Source organism: Aeromonas allosaccharophila, assembly GCF_000819685.1.
Taxonomy (GTDB): Bacteria; Pseudomonadota; Gammaproteobacteria; order Enterobacterales; family Aeromonadaceae; genus Aeromonas; species Aeromonas allosaccharophila.
On record NZ_CDBR01000055.1, the window covers coordinates 1 to 15,792 of the forward strand.

The window sequence follows — 15,792 nt, forward strand, 5'->3', positions numbered from 1 at the left end:
CTGGTCTGGGCCATCATCGGCATGGCCATATTCCGCCACGTCCCCATGACCCAGCTGGTCAATCAGCTCGATATCCTCTTGCCCGGTGACCGCCCCTTTGTCGCCCACAGTGCCTTCCTGCAAGCTCGCCAAAAGCTCGGGGACAAGAGCATCGAGCGGCTGTTTAACGAGACCGACTATTGCAGGTGCGCATGCTCTGTCAGATGGAGCTCACCAGCCATCTGCTCACGCAAGCCGTCATGGAGAGCTGATACTGGCCGACAGCTTGCCGCACACACGCCAGACCACTCGCTGACCCTGTTTGACAGGGGGGGGCTATTCGCTTGGCCTGCTCCATGCCTAGCAAACCGCGGCTGTGAGCGTCACTGGCTGCTGCTGCTCAAAAAGGGCGCGCAGTATGAGGTGGTGCGCAAGCTGGGCCGCCAGGATGTGCTGGTGCGCCTGACGACCAGTCCATAGGGACGCAAGAAGTGGCCACAACTGCCCGAGACGGTGGAAGCCCGCTTGCTGACTTGTACTATCAACGGCAAGGCGCGGCAGGTACTGACCTCGATGGTCGACCCGATGCGCTTCCCGGGAGCAGACATCGTCAAGCTCTACAACCATCGCTGGGAAATCGAACTGGGTTCTCGGGAAATGAAGCACAGCCTGCAACAACACCGACTGACCCTGCACAGCAAGAAGGCGATGGGAATACGGCAAGAGCTATGGGGCGGGCTGCTGGCGTACAGCCTGCTGCGCAGCCAGATGGTGAAGATGGCGGCGAGCCTGAAGGGATACTCGGCGAGTCAGCTGAGTTTTCACATGGCGTCGGTGTATCTCATCCATGAACTGAGCTGCATGCCGTACCTGTCACCGGGTACTATCCCGAAGCGGGTAGCTGAGCTGGAGAAACAGGCGGGGCAGTTTGTGCTGCCGGAACGAAGGGAGCGAAGTTACCCCCGCTGTGTGAAGCCAAGGCCCCAGAGGTATAGTGTGAAAAAAGCCAATAAAAACAATGCCAGTCAGACTTAACTGACTGGCATTATGCCGATGGCGCGCTTTTGTTTACCGAAAAACCAGAGTCATCAGATGATGCGGTTCTCTTCCAGCATCTTGCGACGGGCCTCTTCCTTGGCCATCTTCTTCTTGCGGTTGTCGCAGGGTTCCGGGCAATCGCACTCTTTCTCGATGCCGACGCTACCCAGACCGCCACAGGAGCCGGAGATGGTCTTCTTCTGGAAGATGTAACCGATAGCCATGGCGGCTATCACCAGCATGAATACCCCGAAGGTGATCAGAAAAATCTGCATCTCTACCTCTTACTTCTTGACCAGATAGGGCTTGAAGGCATCGGAGTAAGCCTCTTCAAAGCCGTTGTCGGTCTTGGTGATCACGAAGATCGCCAGGCCGCGCTCGTTGGCATAGGCCAGGCTTTTCTCGGTCCCCATCACCATAAACACGGTGGCCAACCCGTCTGCAGTCATGCAGGAGGGATGGATCACGGTGACCGACACCAGACGGTGCTGGATCGGCTTGCCGCTGCGCGGATCTATGGTGTGGGAGAAGCGCTGACCATCCAGTTCATAGTAGTTGCGGTAATCGCCGGAGGTGGCCACCCCGTTGTCACCGGGCACGATCACCTCTTGCACCGTGCCGGTGCCTGCGGTGGGCTTCTCGATGGCCACGCGCCAGGGGTGACCCTTGCCGTTGACGCCATTGATCCGCAGCTCGCCGCCAATCTCCACCAGATAGTTGCGCGCACCCAGTGACTCCAGATATTCGGCTACCTTGTCCACACCAAAGCCCTTGGCGATGGCAGAGAGATCGACGTAGAGGTCCGGAATATCTTTTTGCAGGGTATCGGCATCCACCGAGGTGATGACGTGCAGGTTGCCAAGGCCGGTCTTCTGGCGAGTCTGGGTGATCAGCTCGTCGGAGGGGATCTTGGTCGGCTTCTTGTCCGGGCCAAAGCCCCACAGATTGACCAAGGGGCCGACGGTGACGTCCAGCGCCCCCTGGCTCTCACGGCCAATGTGAATGGCCTCTGTGACGACCCGCGCGGTGTCACGGGACACCACGATCGGCGTGGCACTGCGATGCTGGTTGAAGCGCGACAGTTCGGAATCGGGGCGATAGGTCGACATCTGATCGTTGACCCGCTCCAGCAAGACATCGACCTCGGCCTGCAATTTGGCCGGATCGCTGATGGCGCTGTCCGCCACCTTGATGGAGTAGTAAGTGCCCATGGTGCTACCGGTGATGTGGATCTCCGGTTTGGATTGGACCGTTTCCTGACCGCACCCAGTCAAGAAAAAGGCTAGCCCGAAGGCTAGCCAGGTCTTTACAACACTGTGCATGGATTAACCACCAAAGTCATCCAACAGGATGTTTTCGTCTTCAACGCCCAGATCTTTGAGCATGTTGATGACGGCAGCGTTCATCACCGGAGGTCCACACATGTAGAACTCGCAATCTTCCGGTGCCTCGTGGTTCTTGAGATAGTTCTCGTAGAGCACGTTGTGGATGAAGCCGGTGTAGCCGTCCCAGTTGTCTTCCGGTTGCGGATCAGACAGCGCGACGTTCCAGGTGAAGTTCTCGTTCTCGGCGGCGAGCATGTCAAAGTCTTCGACATAGAACATTTCGCGCTTGGAACGTGCCCCGTACCAGAAGCTCATCTTGCGCTTGGACTTCAGACGACGCAGCTGGTCGAAGATATGGGAACGCATCGGCGCCATACCTGCACCACCACCGATGAATACCATTTCGGCATCGGTGTCCTTGGCGAAGAACTCACCGAACGGACCGGAGATAGTCACCTTGTCGCCAGCCTTCAGGCTGAAGATGTAGGAGGACATCTGTCCCGGAGGGGCAGTCCAGTTGCTCGGGGGCGGGGTCGCGATACGCACGTTCAGCATGATGATGCCGAACTCTTCCGGATAGTTGGCCATGGAGTAGGCACGGATGATCGGCTCATCGACCTTGGACTCAAGCTCAAAGATCTTGAAGCGATCCCAGTCACCGCGATACTCCTCGGGAATATCGAAGTTCTTGTAGTGCACGTGGTGAGCCGGGGCTTCAATCTGGATATAACCACCGGCGCGGAACGGCACGCTCTCGCCATCGGGGATCTGCAGCTTGAGCTCCTTGATGAAGGTGGCCTTGTTATCGTTGGAGATAACAGTACATTCCCACTTCTTCACCCCGAAGATCTCTTCCGGCAGTTCGATATCCATGTCGGAGCGAACGGTAACCTGACAGGCCAGACGCTCGCCATGACGGGCTTCGCCCTTGCTGATGTGATCCAGTTCGGTCGGCAGAATGTCGCCGCCACCGGATTTCACCCGTACCTTGCACTGGCCACAGGAGCCACCGCCGCCACAGGCGGAGGAGACGAAGATACCGCTGCCAGCCAATACGCCGAGCAGCTTGCCACCGGCCGGGCTGGTCACAGCCTTGGCCGGGTCACCATTGATGCTGATTGTCACGTCGCCCGCGGTCACCAGCTTGGACTTGGCGAACAGAATGACTGCCACCAGTGCCAGCAGGATCACGGTAAACATGACCACACCCAAAATAATTTCCATCTATCGTTCCTTTCTGATTGCAGGAAAGCCGATTACAAGGAGATACCAGAGAAGGACATGAAGCCCAGCGCCATCAGACCGGCGGTGATGAAGGTGATGCCGAGACCACGCAGGCCTTCCGGAACATCGGAGTACTTCATCTTCTCGCGGATACCTGCCAGCGCAACGATCGCCAGCATCCAGCCTGCCCCTGAACCCACACCGTAGACCACAGACTCCATGAAGTTGTAGTCACGCTGCACCATGAAGGAGACGCCACCGAAGATGGCGCAGTTCACGGTGATGAGCGGCAGGAAGATACCCAGCGCGTTGTAGAGTGCCGGGAAGTACTTGTCCAGCGCCATCTCCAGGATCTGTACCAGTGCTGCAATCACACCGATGAAGGTGATGAAGCTCAGGAAGCTCAGATCCAGACCGGATACCAGAGCGCCATCTTTAAGCACGTAGTTGTAGATCAGGTTGTTGGCAGGAACCGCGATGGTCTGCACCACAATAACGGCTATACCCAGACCCATGGAGGTCTTTACCTTCTTGGACACCGCCAGGAAGGTACACATCCCCAGAAAGAAGGAGAGTGCCAGGTTTTCGATGAAGATCGATTTAATCAACAGACTCAGATAGTGTTCCATACCTTAATCCTTCGCCTCCACCTGCTTGGGATCCTTGGTGCGCACGCCCCAAATGATCAGACCAATGATGAAGAATGCACTCGGCGGCAGCAGCAGCAGGCCGTTCGGGACATACCAGCCACCGTTGTTCACCAGCGGCAGCAGCTCGATGCCGAACCAGGTGCCGGAGCCCAGCAGTTCACGCACGGTTGCCACGCTCAGCAGAATGGCACCATAGCCCAGACCGTTGCCGATACCATCCAGGAAGGAGGGCAGCGGGGCACTCTTCATGGCGTACGCTTCGGCGCGGCCCATCACGATACAGTTGGTGATGATCAGACCCACGAAGACCGACAGTTGCTTGGAGATGTCATAGGCATACGCCTTGAGCACCTGGTCAACCACGATAACCAGTGAGGCGATGATCGCCATCTGCACGATGATCCGGACGCTGTTCGGGATCTGGTTGCGGATCAGGGAGATGAACAGGTTTGAGAAGGCGGTGACCGCCATGACCGCGAGGGTCATTACAAACGCAGTTTTCATCTGGCTGGTAACCGCCAGTGCAGAACAGACACCCAGCACCTGCAAGGCGATGGGGTTGTTGCCCAGCACAGGCGTCAACAGCAACTTCTTCATTTCGCTCTTGTCAGCCATTGTTGATTTCTCCTGCACGAACCTTGGCCAGGAAAGGACCGAAGCCCTTGGGACCCATCCAGAAGTCGAAGGTATGCTGAACGCCGTTACCGGTCAGGGTAGCGCCGGACAGGCCGTCGATATCATGCTCTGAACCTTCCGGAGCATGGCCCTTGATGACGCGCAGCGCCGGCATGCCATTCTGGTCGAACAGTTTCTTGTCCTTGAACAGCGCCTGCCAGGCCGGGTTTTCGATCTCGCCACCCAGACCCGGAGTTTCACCGTGGTCGTAGTAGGTGATGCCCTTGATGGTCTGGCCATCAGCGGCAACAGCGACGAAGGCATACATGGTTGACCACAGACCCTGGCCATAAATGGGCAGAATGATGTTGTCTACCTTGCCTTCGGCATCTTTGGCGAAGAACACGGGAACCAGTTTGGAGATCTGGCGCAGGCTGGCTTTGTCGTCAACAGCGGCAAGACGGATGCTGCGAGCCGGATCTTTGGCTGCCAGCTTGGTGTCGAAGTTGTCGGCATCGCCGTCAACAAATTCACCAGTGGTCAGGTCCACCAGACGGGCTTCGATCTTCTCGCCGTACAGTTTGGCCAGGTCGCGCTTGGCGACATCGCTCACATCCACACCGGCTACGGCGAGAATGTTGCTCTGCTTGTCGAGCGCCTTGTTTTCCTGCTGGGTAGAACGCAGGCCCACAGCGGCAACGGATACCACGATGGAACAGGCCAGACAGAGGCCGGTAACCACGCTGACGGTGCCGAGGGTTGAATCTTTATTAAACGCCACGTGCAATCCTCCGCTTGATGTTTGCCTGAGCGACGAAGTGGTCAAACAGGGGAGCAAACAGGTTCGCAAACAGAATGGCCAGCATCATGCCTTCAGGGAACGCAGGGTTGACCACGCGCACCAGCACGACCATCACGCCGATCAGGGCGCCATACCACCACTTGCCCTTGTTGGTAAAGGCAGCGGAGACAGGGTCGGTCGCCATGAAGGCCATACCGAAGGCGAAGCCACCCAGTACCAGATGCCAGTGCCACGGCATGTTGAACATGGGGTTGGTATCGGAACCGATGACGTTGAACAGCAGGGAGGTGGCGATCATACCGATCATCACGCCGGCGATGATGCGCCAGGAGGCGATGCGCATGTAAACGATCATGGCAGCACCCAGCAGGATCATCAGGGTAGAGACTTCACCGATGGAACCCGGCAGGTTACCCAGGAAAGCGTCCATCCAGCTGATAGCCTGACCGGTTGCACCGTTGATCAGCGACATCTGGCCGCCTTGGGCCCACTGGCTCAGAGCAGTCGCGCCGGAGAAGCCATCAACGGCCACCCATACGGCGTCACCGGAGATCTGGCCCGGGTAGGCGAAGAACAGGAACGCACGACCAGCAAGCGCCGGGTTCAGGAAGTTCTTGCCGGTACCACCGAACACCTCTTTGGCCATCACCACACCGAAGGTGATACCCAGCGCAGCTTGCCACAGGGGCAGCTCGGGCGGCACGATCAGGGCAAACAGGATGGAGGTTACGAAGAAGCCTTCGTTGATCTCGTGTTTGCGCACCATGGCGAACAGTACTTCCCAGAAGCCACCGACCAGGAATGCGGTCAGGTAGATCGGGAAGAAGTGGGTGGCGCCAATCAGCATCTTGCTGCCGATACCGGCGACAGCCGGATCGAGGGAGGCACCCAGCATGGTGGCCAGCGCATATTGCCAGCTGCTGGCACCAGCAGCCGAGCCCATGTGGGCAATGGCGGCAATCGCCTGGTTACCCACGTTGAACATGCCCCAGAACATGGCCGGGAACACGGCCAGCCACACCATGATCATCATGCGCTTCAGATCGAGCGCATCACGAACGTGGGAGGCGTTGCGGGTAACGGTACCCGGGGTGTAGAACAGGGTGTACGCCGCTTCGAACAGGGCGTAGTACTTGGCGTACTTTCCACCCGGTTCGAAGTGGTGTTCCATATTTTCAAGAAGTTGCTTGAAACTCATCGCTTAACCTTCCAGTTCAATCTTGGTCAGGCACTCACGCAAGATCGGGCCGTACTCTGTCTTGCCGGGGCAGACAAAGGTACAGAGCGCCAAATCTTCCTCATCCAGCTCCAGGCAGCCCAGTGCTTGCGCACCATCGCTATCGCCGGAGACCATGTCCCGCAGCAGCAGGGTAGGCAGGATGTCGAGTGGCATCACCCGCTCATAGTTGCCGATAGGCACCATGGAACGGTCACTACCGTTGGTAGTGGTGGTGAAGTTGATCAGCTTGCCCTTCATCAGATGAGAGAGGGTGGTCCGGGTGATAGAGAACTTGTTGGCGCTGGGGTTGATCCAGCCCAGGAACTCTTTCTCGCGACCTTCACCCAGCACGCAAACCTGATTGTGGTAGCGACCCAGGTAGTCGTGAACCCCTTCGGCTTTGGCACCACTCAGGATAGAACCGGAGATGATACGGTTTTCGTCGGCACGCAGCTCGTTGTTGGTGAGCTGGCTGATGCAGGCGCCCAGGCGGGTACGCAGCAGACGCGGCTTGAGCACGTTCGGGCCAGCCAATGCGATCACCTTGTCGGTGCAAATCTGACCGGTGGTGAACAGCTTGCCCAGCGCGATCACATCCTGATAGTTGATGTGCCACTGCACCTTGGTGCTGCTGACCGGATCCAGGAAGTGGATATGGGTACCCGGCAGACCGGCAGGGTGCGGACCGACAAAGATCTCTTCCTTGACCTGGGTCAGCGGAGAGTGGGGCAGGCTGCCTTCGCCTTTACAGACGTAAACGGTGCCATCGGTCAGGCGGGTCAATACGGCCAGGCCATCGAGGAAGGCCTGGGGCTGTTCCTTGATGATCAGCTCGGCATCGGCTGCCAGCGGGTTGGTGTCCATTGCGGTCACAAAGATGGCGCGCGGGGCTGTGCCTACCGCGGGGACTTTGCTGAACGGACGGGTACGAAACGCAGTCCACTGACCTGATGCGACCAGGATCTCTTGCACCTTGCTGCGCTCGAGCTTGGCCAGCTCGGCAGAGGCAAAATGCTCAAATGTCACCTGTTCATCGGAACCGTCGAGGTCGATGACCACGGACTGGAGAACACGTTTGGCACCACGGTTGATTTCTGAAACCACACCGGTGGCAGGAGCTGTGAATTTAACGCCCGGATTCTTCTTGTCTTCAAAAAGATCCTGACCTTTGATGACGCGATCACCTACTTTGACGAACATAGTAGGTCGCATCCCCACAAACTCCTCGCCCAGTGTCGCAACACGGGTGATGGCGGGGCCATCGTAGATTACTTGCTCTGGCGCACCCAGCACGGGGATGTCCAGTCCTCTTTTGATTGTAATCATACTCAATTGCACTACCGTTACGGGAGAGGTTGGTTAGCGCCGAGAAATACATCACGACGGGTGGTTGAATGAGTCGATGTTGTGGCTGCGCCAGGTGGTCAGGCTCAACAATTATTCAACATGCAAGCTCACTCAAAAGCGCTTGAGTTTACCACTTAAGGTGCATTTTCTGCCATGCCAAATGGGCAAAATCCCCGTGCCATCACAAAATTAACCTGCAATGAATAAGCCCCTGACACCTTGTAAGTCGTGGTTTTAAAGGTTTTTTTATTTCACTACCTCAATGGGGGTATTTGCTGTTGTTTTAACTGTCAACAACAAGCCTCGATGCGGAAAAATACCCCCTTGGATGTAGTCTTTTCGGGGCCAATGGGGGAAATTTGTTTCATTTTTGTTGGCAGGTGCGCGATGGGAATGGTGTGGTGCCGCCCGGTTCAGGAGAGTGACGGTTTGCCAACGCAGCTCGGGGTGCGCGGGGCATGGCCTTTTTCCTGCCATTCGCTTGTCGTGTAGGTATGCAGCGCCAGTGCATGAATTGCGCCGGCCAGCTCGTCGGCCAGCACGGCATTGACCTGACGATGGCGGGCCAGCAGCCGCTGCCCTGCAAATTGCTCGCTGACGATCACCACCTTGAAGTGGCTCTCTGAGCCGGGTTCCACACGGTGCATGTGGCTCTCGTTGATCACCTCCAGCACGGTGGGGGAGAGGGCGGCGGTCAGCTTGGCTTCAATCAGTTGTTGGATGGTCATCGGATCGGCTTCCAGAGTGAATGTCGGGCCATTCTATCGGCTGTCGCGTGATCGAATAAGCCCCCGTAAGGGGGAAATCACCGGTCAGTTGCCCCCTTGATGCGCATCGAACTGGTGAAATTCCTGCTCCTCGCTAGAATAGCGCCACTTTGCGTCGCCCCTGGCGCCTGTATACACGAATCAAGCCGAGGTTGGACTCTTCCTATGCAAACCCTTCTCGACACTCCCCATTGCCAGCTCACGCTCTACCGCTATCCGCGCCAGAGTCAGGAGACGCTGCAAGCCTGGGATGCGGCTGACGAATATCTGATCAACACCCTGGCGGAGTCCCCCCTCGAGCAGGCGGGCCCCGTCATCATCATGAATGACGGCTTTGGCGCGCTGGCCGCCTATCTGTATCCTCACTCCCCCTGCAGCGTCACCGACTCCTACATCAGCGAGCGGGCGACCCTGGCCAATCTGGCTGAAAACGGGCTGGATGCAGGCGGGATTACCTTGCAGGATGCGCTGGCACCGCTGCCCGATGCTCCTGCGCTGGTGGTGATCAAGGTCTCCAAATATCAGGCACTGCTGGAGCAGCAACTGCTGGCATTGCGTGCGGTGGTGACACCGGCGACCCGCGTCATCGCAGCTGGCAAGGCGAAGGATATTCATACCTCCACCCTCAAATTGTTCGAGAAGTATCTGGGGCCGACCCGTACCTCGCTGGCCTGGAAAAAGGCGCGTCTCATTCACTGCGAGCCGCAGGCAGAGCGTCCCGCGCTGGCCCATCCCTTCCCGACCGTGTGGCCGCTGGAGGGAACTGACATGCTCATCCACAACCATGCCAACGTCTTCTCGCGCACCAGTCTCGATATCGGTGCCCGCTTTATGTTGGACAACCTGCCCATCCACAGCGCCCGCAAGGTGATCGATCTGGGCTGTGGCAACGGGGTGCTGGGGTTGTCGCTGCTTGCCAAAGACAGCGAGGTGGAGGTGACCTTTATCGATGAATCCTATATGGCGGTCGCCTCGGCACAGCTCAACGTCGAGCACAATCTGCCCGATGCACTGCCGCGCGCCCGCTTTATGGTCAATAACTGTCTCGATGGCGTGGCGGTCGGTTCGGCAGATCGGATCCTCTGTAACCCTCCTTTCCATCAGTTGCAGGCGATCACCGACCATATTGCCTGGCAGATGTTCAGCGATGCGCACCGGGTGTTGCCTCAAGGGGGTGAACTCTGGATAGTAGGCAACCGTCATCTGGACTATCACAACAAACTCAAGCGCTTGTTTGCCAACGCACAAGTCGTTGCGTCGAACAGCAAATTCGTTATTTTGAAAGCCATCAAACGCTAAAGCCAAAGGAAACCATGATGAAAAAGTCACTCTTGCTGCTGGCCGCCCTGATGCTGGGCGGGTGTGCCACTCATTGGCCGGAGACGGCGCTGCTCAATCCGCAGGTGATCCCCGCCAACCAGCAATACTACTCTGGCAATCGCATCACCATGGAAGGGGTAGACAAGCGTGAGGCTGCCTACGTCTTCTCCATTAAACATAAAGAGAAGGCGCCGGTGCTGGTCAACAGTGAGCGTCCGCTCAACCTGCTGATGGCCGAGCGGCTGGCCGAAGGGCTGCGTAGCCAGGGTCTGGAAGTGGGCAACAGTGGCACCACCAACCTGACGCTGGTGATCTCCAATGCGGCAGTCAATGTGGAAGAGAAGACCTTTACCTATGTCACCAAGTCCCGTGTCAGCCTGCAGGTGATCGCCGATTTCCAGGGCAACCGTCTGACCAAGCAGTTCAACATGTCCTCCAGCAAGGAGAGCCCAAGCGAGCCAAGCATGGCCGATCTGGAGTCTACACTGAACCTGCAACTGGGTAGCGTGCTGCAGCAGATCATGGCGGATGATGCGCTGCGCGGTTACCTGAAAGGTCAACCGAACGGTGCAGGGGTCTGATGATGAAAAAACTCTGGTTGCTGGCCATGCTGATCGCCCCGCTGGCGTTCGCGGGCCCTAAAGTCAGAATGGAGACCAACCACGGCAATATCGTGGTAGAGCTGGCGTCCAAGCAGGCGCCGCAGACTGTAAAGAACTTCCTGCGCTACGTGGCTGATGGCAGCTACGATGGCAGCATCTTCCACCGGGTGATCCAGGACTTCGTGGTGCAGGGAGGCGGCTACAACCAGCAGTTCCAGCAACTGCCTACCTATGAGCCGGTGGTTAACGAATCCCGTGGCGGTCTGCCCAACAAGCGTGGCACCATCGCCATGGCCCGTACCCAGGCGGTCGACAGCGCTACTCGCCAGTTCTACTTCAATCTGGTCGACAACAACAACCTCAACGCCGGTGGCGCCGCGGGTTATACCGTGTTCGGTCAGGTGGTGCAGGGGATGGAGGTGCTGGACAAGCTGGCTCAGGTGCAGACCGGTTACAGCTCCATTCTGCGTGCCAACGATGTGCCGACCAGCCCCATCATCCTGAAGAAGGTGGTGTTGTTGGCAGAAACCCCGGCGGACAAGAAAGTCGACAAGAAAGCGGGCAAGTAACTCTCGCCGGACGTGGTTCGGCACCACGATCCCGTCATGCCACAATGCAAGGCTCATCCCGCTTGGGATGGGCCTTTTCTCTATACGGCTTCTTTGGGCCTATCTCTTTGCTCGCCTTGGCTATCTGCCATCAACCTGCCAAAATGACGCACTTTTCCAACGTCGTCAGGTAGTTGAACATGATCCGCAAACCAAGCTGGAGAGAGTCCCTCGCCGTCTATCTCGAATTTCGGGTGTTTATTCTCTTTGCCATGGGTTTTTCATCGGGTCTGCCGCTGCTGCTGGTGTTCGGTACCCTCTCATTCTGGTTGCGTGAGGCCGATGTCAGCCTGACCGATATCGGTTACATGAGCTGGGTGGCGCTCGCCTATGGCTTTAAATGGTTGTGGTCACCGCTGGTGGATCGCATGCCGCTGCCGTTGCTCTCCACACTGCTGGGACGTCGCCGCTGCTGGATGTTGTTCTCCCAGCTGCTGATCGCCGCTGCGCTGGTCGGCATGGCGTTCTGCGATCCCAAGACCGAGCTGGCCCAGCTGGCGCTGTTTGCCCTGCTGGTGGCCTTTGCCTCGGCCACGCAGGATATCGTTATCGATGCCTATCGCATCGAATCCGCCCCCGAGCGGCTGCAGGCGGCGATGGCGGCCTCCTACATGACTGGCTACCGACTGGCGATGATCATGGCGGGTGCCGGTGCGCTGGCGCTGGCGGCCTGGTTTGGCAGCAACAGCGGCTATGACTATCGTGGCTGGCAGGTCACCTATCTGGTGATGGCGGGCTTGATGTCACTCGGGGTCATCACCACCCTGTTTTGCCACGAACCGGATATCGATCTGGCCGGGCAGGGCAAGCAACAGGCTGAGCGCAAGGCGTTGCTGCTGGAACAGGGATGGCCTGCGCCGCTGGCTAGTGCCGGAGCCTGGGGCTATGAGGCGGTCTGGTGTCCGTTTGCTGACTTCTTCCGCCGCTATGGCGGCTCGGCGCTGCTGATCCTGGCGTTGATCGCCTGCTATCGGGTCGCCGATGTGGTGATGGGGGTGATGTCCAACAGCTTCTATGTGGATATGCAGTTCAGCAAGACTGAAGTGGCCACCATTACCAAGGTGTTTGGTGTCATTATGACGCTGGTCGGCGCTGCATTTGGGGGCGTGCTGGTGATGCGCTTTGGCACGTTGCGCATTCTATTTTTGGGGGCGCTGCTTACCGCCAGTACCAACCTGCTGTTTGCCCTGCTCCATCAGGTTGGTCACAACCTGGAGCTGCTGACTCTGATCATCTCGCTGGATAACCTCAGTGCCGGTATCGCCACTGCGGCCTTCGTGACCTATCTCTCCAGCCTGACCAATGTGGCATTTTCGGCCACTCAGTACGCGCTGTTCAGCTCGGTGATGTTGCTGTTGCCCAAATTGCTGGCCGGTTTTTCCGGGCAGGTCGTGGAGCAGATTGGCTACAGCGCCTTCTTTGTAGGAACCAGTTTATTGGGCTTGCCCGTGTTGTTGTTGATAGTGCTGGTAGCCAGAAAGGGGAGTGAGTTGCTCTCAGCGGCTGACAAATAGCAAGCGTTTGCGTAGAATCGGGGGTGATTAGATTCACACTTCCGGATAAAGTTCCCGAGAAGTTGTTTCTCCCCTGATTTTATTTGATTAGAATTCCTCTCGCTCCTTGTGGGCAGGCTACGGAAAACCTCAACTAACGCACAAGAGACCAATAAAATGGCCAAATTTACCAAGACTCTGATCGCTGCCGGTCTGCTGGCTGCTGCCGCTACTCCGGCCTTTGCTGCTGATTACAGCGGTGATATCCACAAGAATGACTACAAGTGGTTGCAGTTCAACGTAATGCATACCATCGACCAGCGTCCGTTCACCGATGCTGAAGGTGATTACAACGATACCTATCTGGAGATGGAATTTGGTGGTCGCTCCGGTCTGTTTGATCTGTACGGCTATGTTGACGTATTCGATATTTTCGACTCCCGCCACAGCAATAAGCATGGCACAGGTGCGAGCAATAACATCTTTATGAAGTTTGCCCCACGCCTCTCGCTGGATGCCCTGACCGGTAAAGACCTCTCTTTCGGTCCAGTTCAAGAACTGTATGTTGCCTCCTTGAACAGTATTGATGGTGGCATGATGGAAAACCTGATCGGTCTGGGGGCCGATGTGCAGGTGCCTTGGTTTGGTAAAGTAGGCATGAATCTTTATGCTCGCCACCCGACCGAAAACGACAACTTTACCCAAGAAGAAGGTCACTGGAACGGCTATCAGTTCTCCATGAACTGGTTCAAACCTTTCTACACCTTCTCCAACGGCAGCTTTGTTTCCTATCAAGGCTATTTGGATTATGCCTTCGACATGGACACCTATGATGTTGCTTCCCGTTCCGACTACGGTGTAGGCACTTTCCACGGTATCTACTGGCACTCCGATCGCTACGCCGTTGGTTACGGTCTGAAGTACTTCAACAACCTGTATGGTGTGAAGGATGGTTCGACTTCTTACAACGGCTCTGCTTGGGATAACAAAGGTTTCGGCCACTACTTCTCTGTTACCTACAAGTTCTAATCAAACTTGGGGTACAAAAAACCGGAGCATCTGCTCCGGTTTTTTTATGGCCGCGATTTAGGTAGCGTGGCGCGAGTCATCAAGTGCGCCACGGCTGAGTGGATAAATCAGTCGCGGAAGTTCTGGAACTGCATCGGTTGACCCAGTTCGGCGCCACGGACCAGTGCCATGGTCTCTTGCAGATCGTCACGCTTCTTGCCGGTGACACGCACTTCATCACCCTGGATGGCGACCTGTACCTTGATCTTGGAGTCCTTGATCAGCTTGACCAGCTTCTTGGCGATCTCTTTCTCGATCCCCTGCTTGAACTTGACGGTCAGGTGGAAGCGCTTGCCGGAGTGAACTGAGTCACCCACCTCCATGGAGCTGTTTTCGATGTTGCGCTTGAGCAGTGCCGCGCGCAGGATTTCGACCATCTGCTTGAGCTGGAAATCGGCATCGGCTTCCAGTTTTACCTCTTCCTTGTTCAACTCGAAGCTGGCTTCTACCCCACGAAAATCGAAACGGGTGGCCAGTTCACGATTGGCGTTGTCGACTGCGTTCAACACCTCGTTCATTTTGACTTCAGAGACAATATCGAATGACGGCATAGCCGGAGCTCCTCATGTTGCGTTATCGGGGGGCAAATCTACCAGAAAACGGGCAAATTTGCTGATTTTGATAGGGCTGCTCTGCTAGAATCCCCTGCGCACAGGATGGGTGGACCCGTTAGCGTCCACCAGCGAGTTCTTCACTTATCTCCGGTAACAGGTTGAGAGGATTGCAACCCTTACCCTGACAGAGTCACACCATGCCAAGCGGATTAAAAAATTCCCGACAGCCCGTTATGCCACCTGTGATCCCGCAGTGGTCACTGTTGGGTTGTGGCGCCCTCGGCGGCGTTTTTGCCTCCCTGCTGACCCAGAGCGGTCAATCCACCCGAGTCTTGTTGCGCGAACACCATAAGTCCACGCTCCATCCGGGGTTCGATTTCACCTCGCTGGAGGGGCAGGTACAACTGCTCAATATCGAGCGTGGATTTGTCAGCAAACCTGGCAAGATCAAGCGCCTGCTGGTGATGACCAAGGCCAGTCAGGTGGTTGCCGCACTGGCACCGCTGGTAAGCAAACTGGATGCTGGCGTGCCGATCGTGCTGCTGCACAACGGGATGGGCATTGCCGAGCAGGTGGTCGAGATGTTCCCGCACAATCCGGTGATTGCCGGCGTCACCAGCCATGGTGCCATGCAGGGCGGCCATTTCGTCTTCCGTCATACTGGCAAAGGCGAAACCTGGCTCGGCCCGATCAATGAAGCCGCCAAGGCCCACGCCGCGCTCGCGGATGAGCTGGCGCTGGCGCTGGGTCAGGCTGGTTGGGATGAGCAGGTATTGGTACGTCAGTGGCAAAAGCTGGCCATCAATTGTGCCATCAATCCCCTGACGGCCCTCTACAAGCTGAAAAATGGCGAGCTGGCTGGCCCCCGTTTTGCCGACGCCCTGCAGCAGATCTGCGTGGAAGTGGCGGATGTGATGTGCGCCGAAGGCATTACTACCACGGCAGAAGAGTTGCAGCGCCGGGTGATGACAGTGGTGGAACTGACCGCTGACAATTACTCCTCCATGTATCAGGATATGGAGCTGGGACGAGAGACCGAGATTGAGGCCATTACCGGCTTCCTGCTGGCCAAGGCTGCCCGGCATGGCATTGCCGTGCCGGTCAATCAGGGCCTCTATCAGGCGATCAAAGAGAAGAGTCAGACCGCCTGATCCTTTACATGGCAGAGCAAGCAGCAAGGA

The 15,792-nt window shown here is 57.1% G+C and carries 16 protein-coding genes and 1 pseudogene; 7 read left to right on the top strand and 10 right to left on the bottom strand.

All coding sequences use genetic code 11. The features are described 5' to 3' along the window. A pseudogene (locus BN1115_RS21640) lies at positions 1-1,014 on the top strand (IS4 family transposase); the annotation flags it as partial. A gap of 53 nt (positions 1,015-1,067) precedes the next feature. Here BN1115_RS21640 and nqrM read toward each other — a convergent pair. From nqrM to BN1115_RS11020, 9 genes are all read right to left on the bottom strand, one after another. Next, complete coding sequence (gene nqrM / locus BN1115_RS10980; protein WP_005338668.1) at positions 1,068-1,292, bottom strand: (Na+)-NQR maturation NqrM; 225 nt, start codon at positions 1,290-1,292, stop codon at positions 1,068-1,070. 9 nt (positions 1,293-1,301) lie between these two features. Next, the gene (locus tag BN1115_RS10985; protein WP_042657195.1) at positions 1,302-2,339 is read right to left on the bottom strand and encodes an FAD:protein FMN transferase; all 1,038 of its coding nucleotides are present in this window, start codon (positions 2,337-2,339) and stop codon (positions 1,302-1,304) included. A 3-nt stretch (positions 2,340-2,342) separates the two neighbouring features. Next, positions 2,343-3,566 (bottom strand): NADH:ubiquinone reductase (Na(+)-transporting) subunit F, encoded by a 1,224-nt coding sequence (nqrF, locus tag BN1115_RS10990; protein WP_005338656.1) that lies wholly within the window; start codon positions 3,564-3,566, stop codon positions 2,343-2,345. A gap of 32 nt (positions 3,567-3,598) precedes the next feature. After that, a complete protein-coding gene (gene nqrE, locus BN1115_RS10995; RefSeq protein ID WP_005338645.1) occupies positions 3,599-4,195 on the bottom strand; it encodes an NADH:ubiquinone reductase (Na(+)-transporting) subunit E in 597 nt (198 codons plus the stop codon). Positions 4,196-4,198: 3 nt separating this feature from the next. Then, on the bottom strand, positions 4,199-4,831 hold the full coding sequence (locus BN1115_RS11000) for an NADH:ubiquinone reductase (Na(+)-transporting) subunit D (RefSeq protein ID WP_005338644.1): 633 nt from the start codon (positions 4,829-4,831) through the stop codon (positions 4,199-4,201). After that, positions 4,824-5,612: a Na(+)-translocating NADH-quinone reductase subunit C gene (locus BN1115_RS11005; RefSeq protein WP_042657196.1), complete on the bottom strand. Its 789-nt coding sequence runs from the start codon at positions 5,610-5,612 to the stop codon at positions 4,824-4,826. The genes BN1115_RS11000 and BN1115_RS11005 overlap by 8 nt, the downstream gene beginning before the upstream one ends. Then, the gene (locus BN1115_RS11010) at positions 5,602-6,831 is read right to left on the bottom strand and encodes an NADH:ubiquinone reductase (Na(+)-transporting) subunit B (protein WP_042058348.1); all 1,230 of its coding nucleotides are present in this window, start codon (positions 6,829-6,831) and stop codon (positions 5,602-5,604) included. Before BN1115_RS11010 ends, BN1115_RS11005 begins: the two co-directional genes overlap by 11 nt. Positions 6,832-6,834: 3 nt before the next feature. After that, a complete protein-coding gene (locus BN1115_RS11015) occupies positions 6,835-8,178 on the bottom strand; it encodes a Na(+)-translocating NADH-quinone reductase subunit A (protein ID WP_042058352.1) in 1,344 nt (447 codons plus the stop codon). Positions 8,179-8,612: 434 nt separating this feature from the next. Next, on the bottom strand, positions 8,613-8,927 hold the full coding sequence (locus BN1115_RS11020; protein ID WP_042058354.1) for a BolA family protein: 315 nt from the start codon (positions 8,925-8,927) through the stop codon (positions 8,613-8,615). Between the two features lie 204 nt (positions 8,928-9,131). Between BN1115_RS11020 and BN1115_RS11025 the strand changes: the two genes are divergently transcribed. The 5 genes from BN1115_RS11025 to BN1115_RS11045 all read left to right on the top strand — a co-directional run bounded on the left by BN1115_RS11025 (position 9,132) and on the right by BN1115_RS11045 (position 14,018). After that, the gene (locus tag BN1115_RS11025) at positions 9,132-10,265 is read left to right on the top strand and encodes a methyltransferase (RefSeq protein ID WP_042657197.1); all 1,134 of its coding nucleotides are present in this window, start codon (positions 9,132-9,134) and stop codon (positions 10,263-10,265) included. Between the two features lie 17 nt (positions 10,266-10,282). Then, a complete protein-coding gene (locus BN1115_RS11030; protein ID WP_005349692.1) occupies positions 10,283-10,867 on the top strand; it encodes a YajG family lipoprotein in 585 nt (194 codons plus the stop codon). A gap of 2 nt (positions 10,868-10,869) precedes the next feature. Further along, positions 10,870-11,457, top strand: coding sequence for a peptidylprolyl isomerase (locus BN1115_RS11035; RefSeq protein WP_042657198.1), 588 nt, complete (start codon positions 10,870-10,872; stop codon positions 11,455-11,457). A gap of 173 nt (positions 11,458-11,630) precedes the next feature. Next, on the top strand, positions 11,631-13,010 hold the full coding sequence (locus tag BN1115_RS11040; protein ID WP_042657199.1) for an AmpG family muropeptide MFS transporter: 1,380 nt from the start codon (positions 11,631-11,633) through the stop codon (positions 13,008-13,010). 156 nt (positions 13,011-13,166) lie between these two features. After that, positions 13,167-14,018, top strand: a complete 852-nt coding sequence (locus BN1115_RS11045) for a nucleoside-specific channel-forming Tsx family protein (protein ID WP_042657200.1) — start codon at positions 13,167-13,169, stop codon at positions 14,016-14,018. 107 nt (positions 14,019-14,125) lie between these two features. On the opposite strand, the gene BN1115_RS11050 is transcribed toward BN1115_RS11045, so the two are convergent. Next, positions 14,126-14,608, bottom strand: a complete 483-nt coding sequence (locus tag BN1115_RS11050; RefSeq protein WP_042058365.1) for a YajQ family cyclic di-GMP-binding protein — start codon at positions 14,606-14,608, stop codon at positions 14,126-14,128. A gap of 200 nt (positions 14,609-14,808) precedes the next feature. Between BN1115_RS11050 and BN1115_RS11055 the strand changes: the two genes are divergently transcribed. Continuing rightward, positions 14,809-15,762: a ketopantoate reductase family protein gene (locus BN1115_RS11055; protein WP_042657201.1), complete on the top strand. Its 954-nt coding sequence runs from the start codon at positions 14,809-14,811 to the stop codon at positions 15,760-15,762. Positions 15,763-15,792: the final 30 nt, after the last annotated feature.

What these genes read in the sequence shown, in the direction of transcription:
- BN1115_RS11000 (WP_005338644.1), bottom strand. Translation starts at nt 4,831, where the DNA reads ATGGCTGACAAGAGCGAAATGAAGAAGTTGCTGTTGACGCCTGTGCTG.
- BN1115_RS11010 (WP_042058348.1), bottom strand. Translation starts at nt 6,831, where the DNA reads ATGAGTTTCAAGCAACTTCTTGAAAATATGGAACACCACTTCGAACCG.
- nqrM (WP_005338668.1), bottom strand. Translation starts at nt 1,292, where the DNA reads ATGCAGATTTTTCTGATCACCTTCGGGGTATTCATGCTGGTGATAGCC.
- BN1115_RS11045 (WP_042657200.1), top strand. Translation starts at nt 13,167, where the DNA reads ATGGCCAAATTTACCAAGACTCTGATCGCTGCCGGTCTGCTGGCTGCT.
- BN1115_RS11030 (WP_005349692.1), top strand. Translation starts at nt 10,283, where the DNA reads ATGAAAAAGTCACTCTTGCTGCTGGCCGCCCTGATGCTGGGCGGGTGT.
- BN1115_RS11015 (WP_042058352.1), bottom strand. Translation starts at nt 8,178, where the DNA reads ATGATTACAATCAAAAGAGGACTGGACATCCCCGTGCTGGGTGCGCCA.
- BN1115_RS11050 (WP_042058365.1), bottom strand. Translation starts at nt 14,608, where the DNA reads ATGCCGTCATTCGATATTGTCTCTGAAGTCAAAATGAACGAGGTGTTG.
- BN1115_RS10985 (WP_042657195.1), bottom strand. Translation starts at nt 2,339, where the DNA reads ATGCACAGTGTTGTAAAGACCTGGCTAGCCTTCGGGCTAGCCTTTTTC.
- nqrE (WP_005338645.1), bottom strand. Translation starts at nt 4,195, where the DNA reads ATGGAACACTATCTGAGTCTGTTGATTAAATCGATCTTCATCGAAAAC.
- BN1115_RS11035 (WP_042657198.1), top strand. Translation starts at nt 10,870, where the DNA reads ATGAAAAAACTCTGGTTGCTGGCCATGCTGATCGCCCCGCTGGCGTTC.
- BN1115_RS11025 (WP_042657197.1), top strand. Translation starts at nt 9,132, where the DNA reads ATGCAAACCCTTCTCGACACTCCCCATTGCCAGCTCACGCTCTACCGC.
- BN1115_RS11055 (WP_042657201.1), top strand. Translation starts at nt 14,809, where the DNA reads ATGCCAAGCGGATTAAAAAATTCCCGACAGCCCGTTATGCCACCTGTG.
- nqrF (WP_005338656.1), bottom strand. Translation starts at nt 3,566, where the DNA reads ATGGAAATTATTTTGGGTGTGGTCATGTTTACCGTGATCCTGCTGGCA.
- BN1115_RS11020 (WP_042058354.1), bottom strand. Translation starts at nt 8,927, where the DNA reads ATGACCATCCAACAACTGATTGAAGCCAAGCTGACCGCCGCCCTCTCC.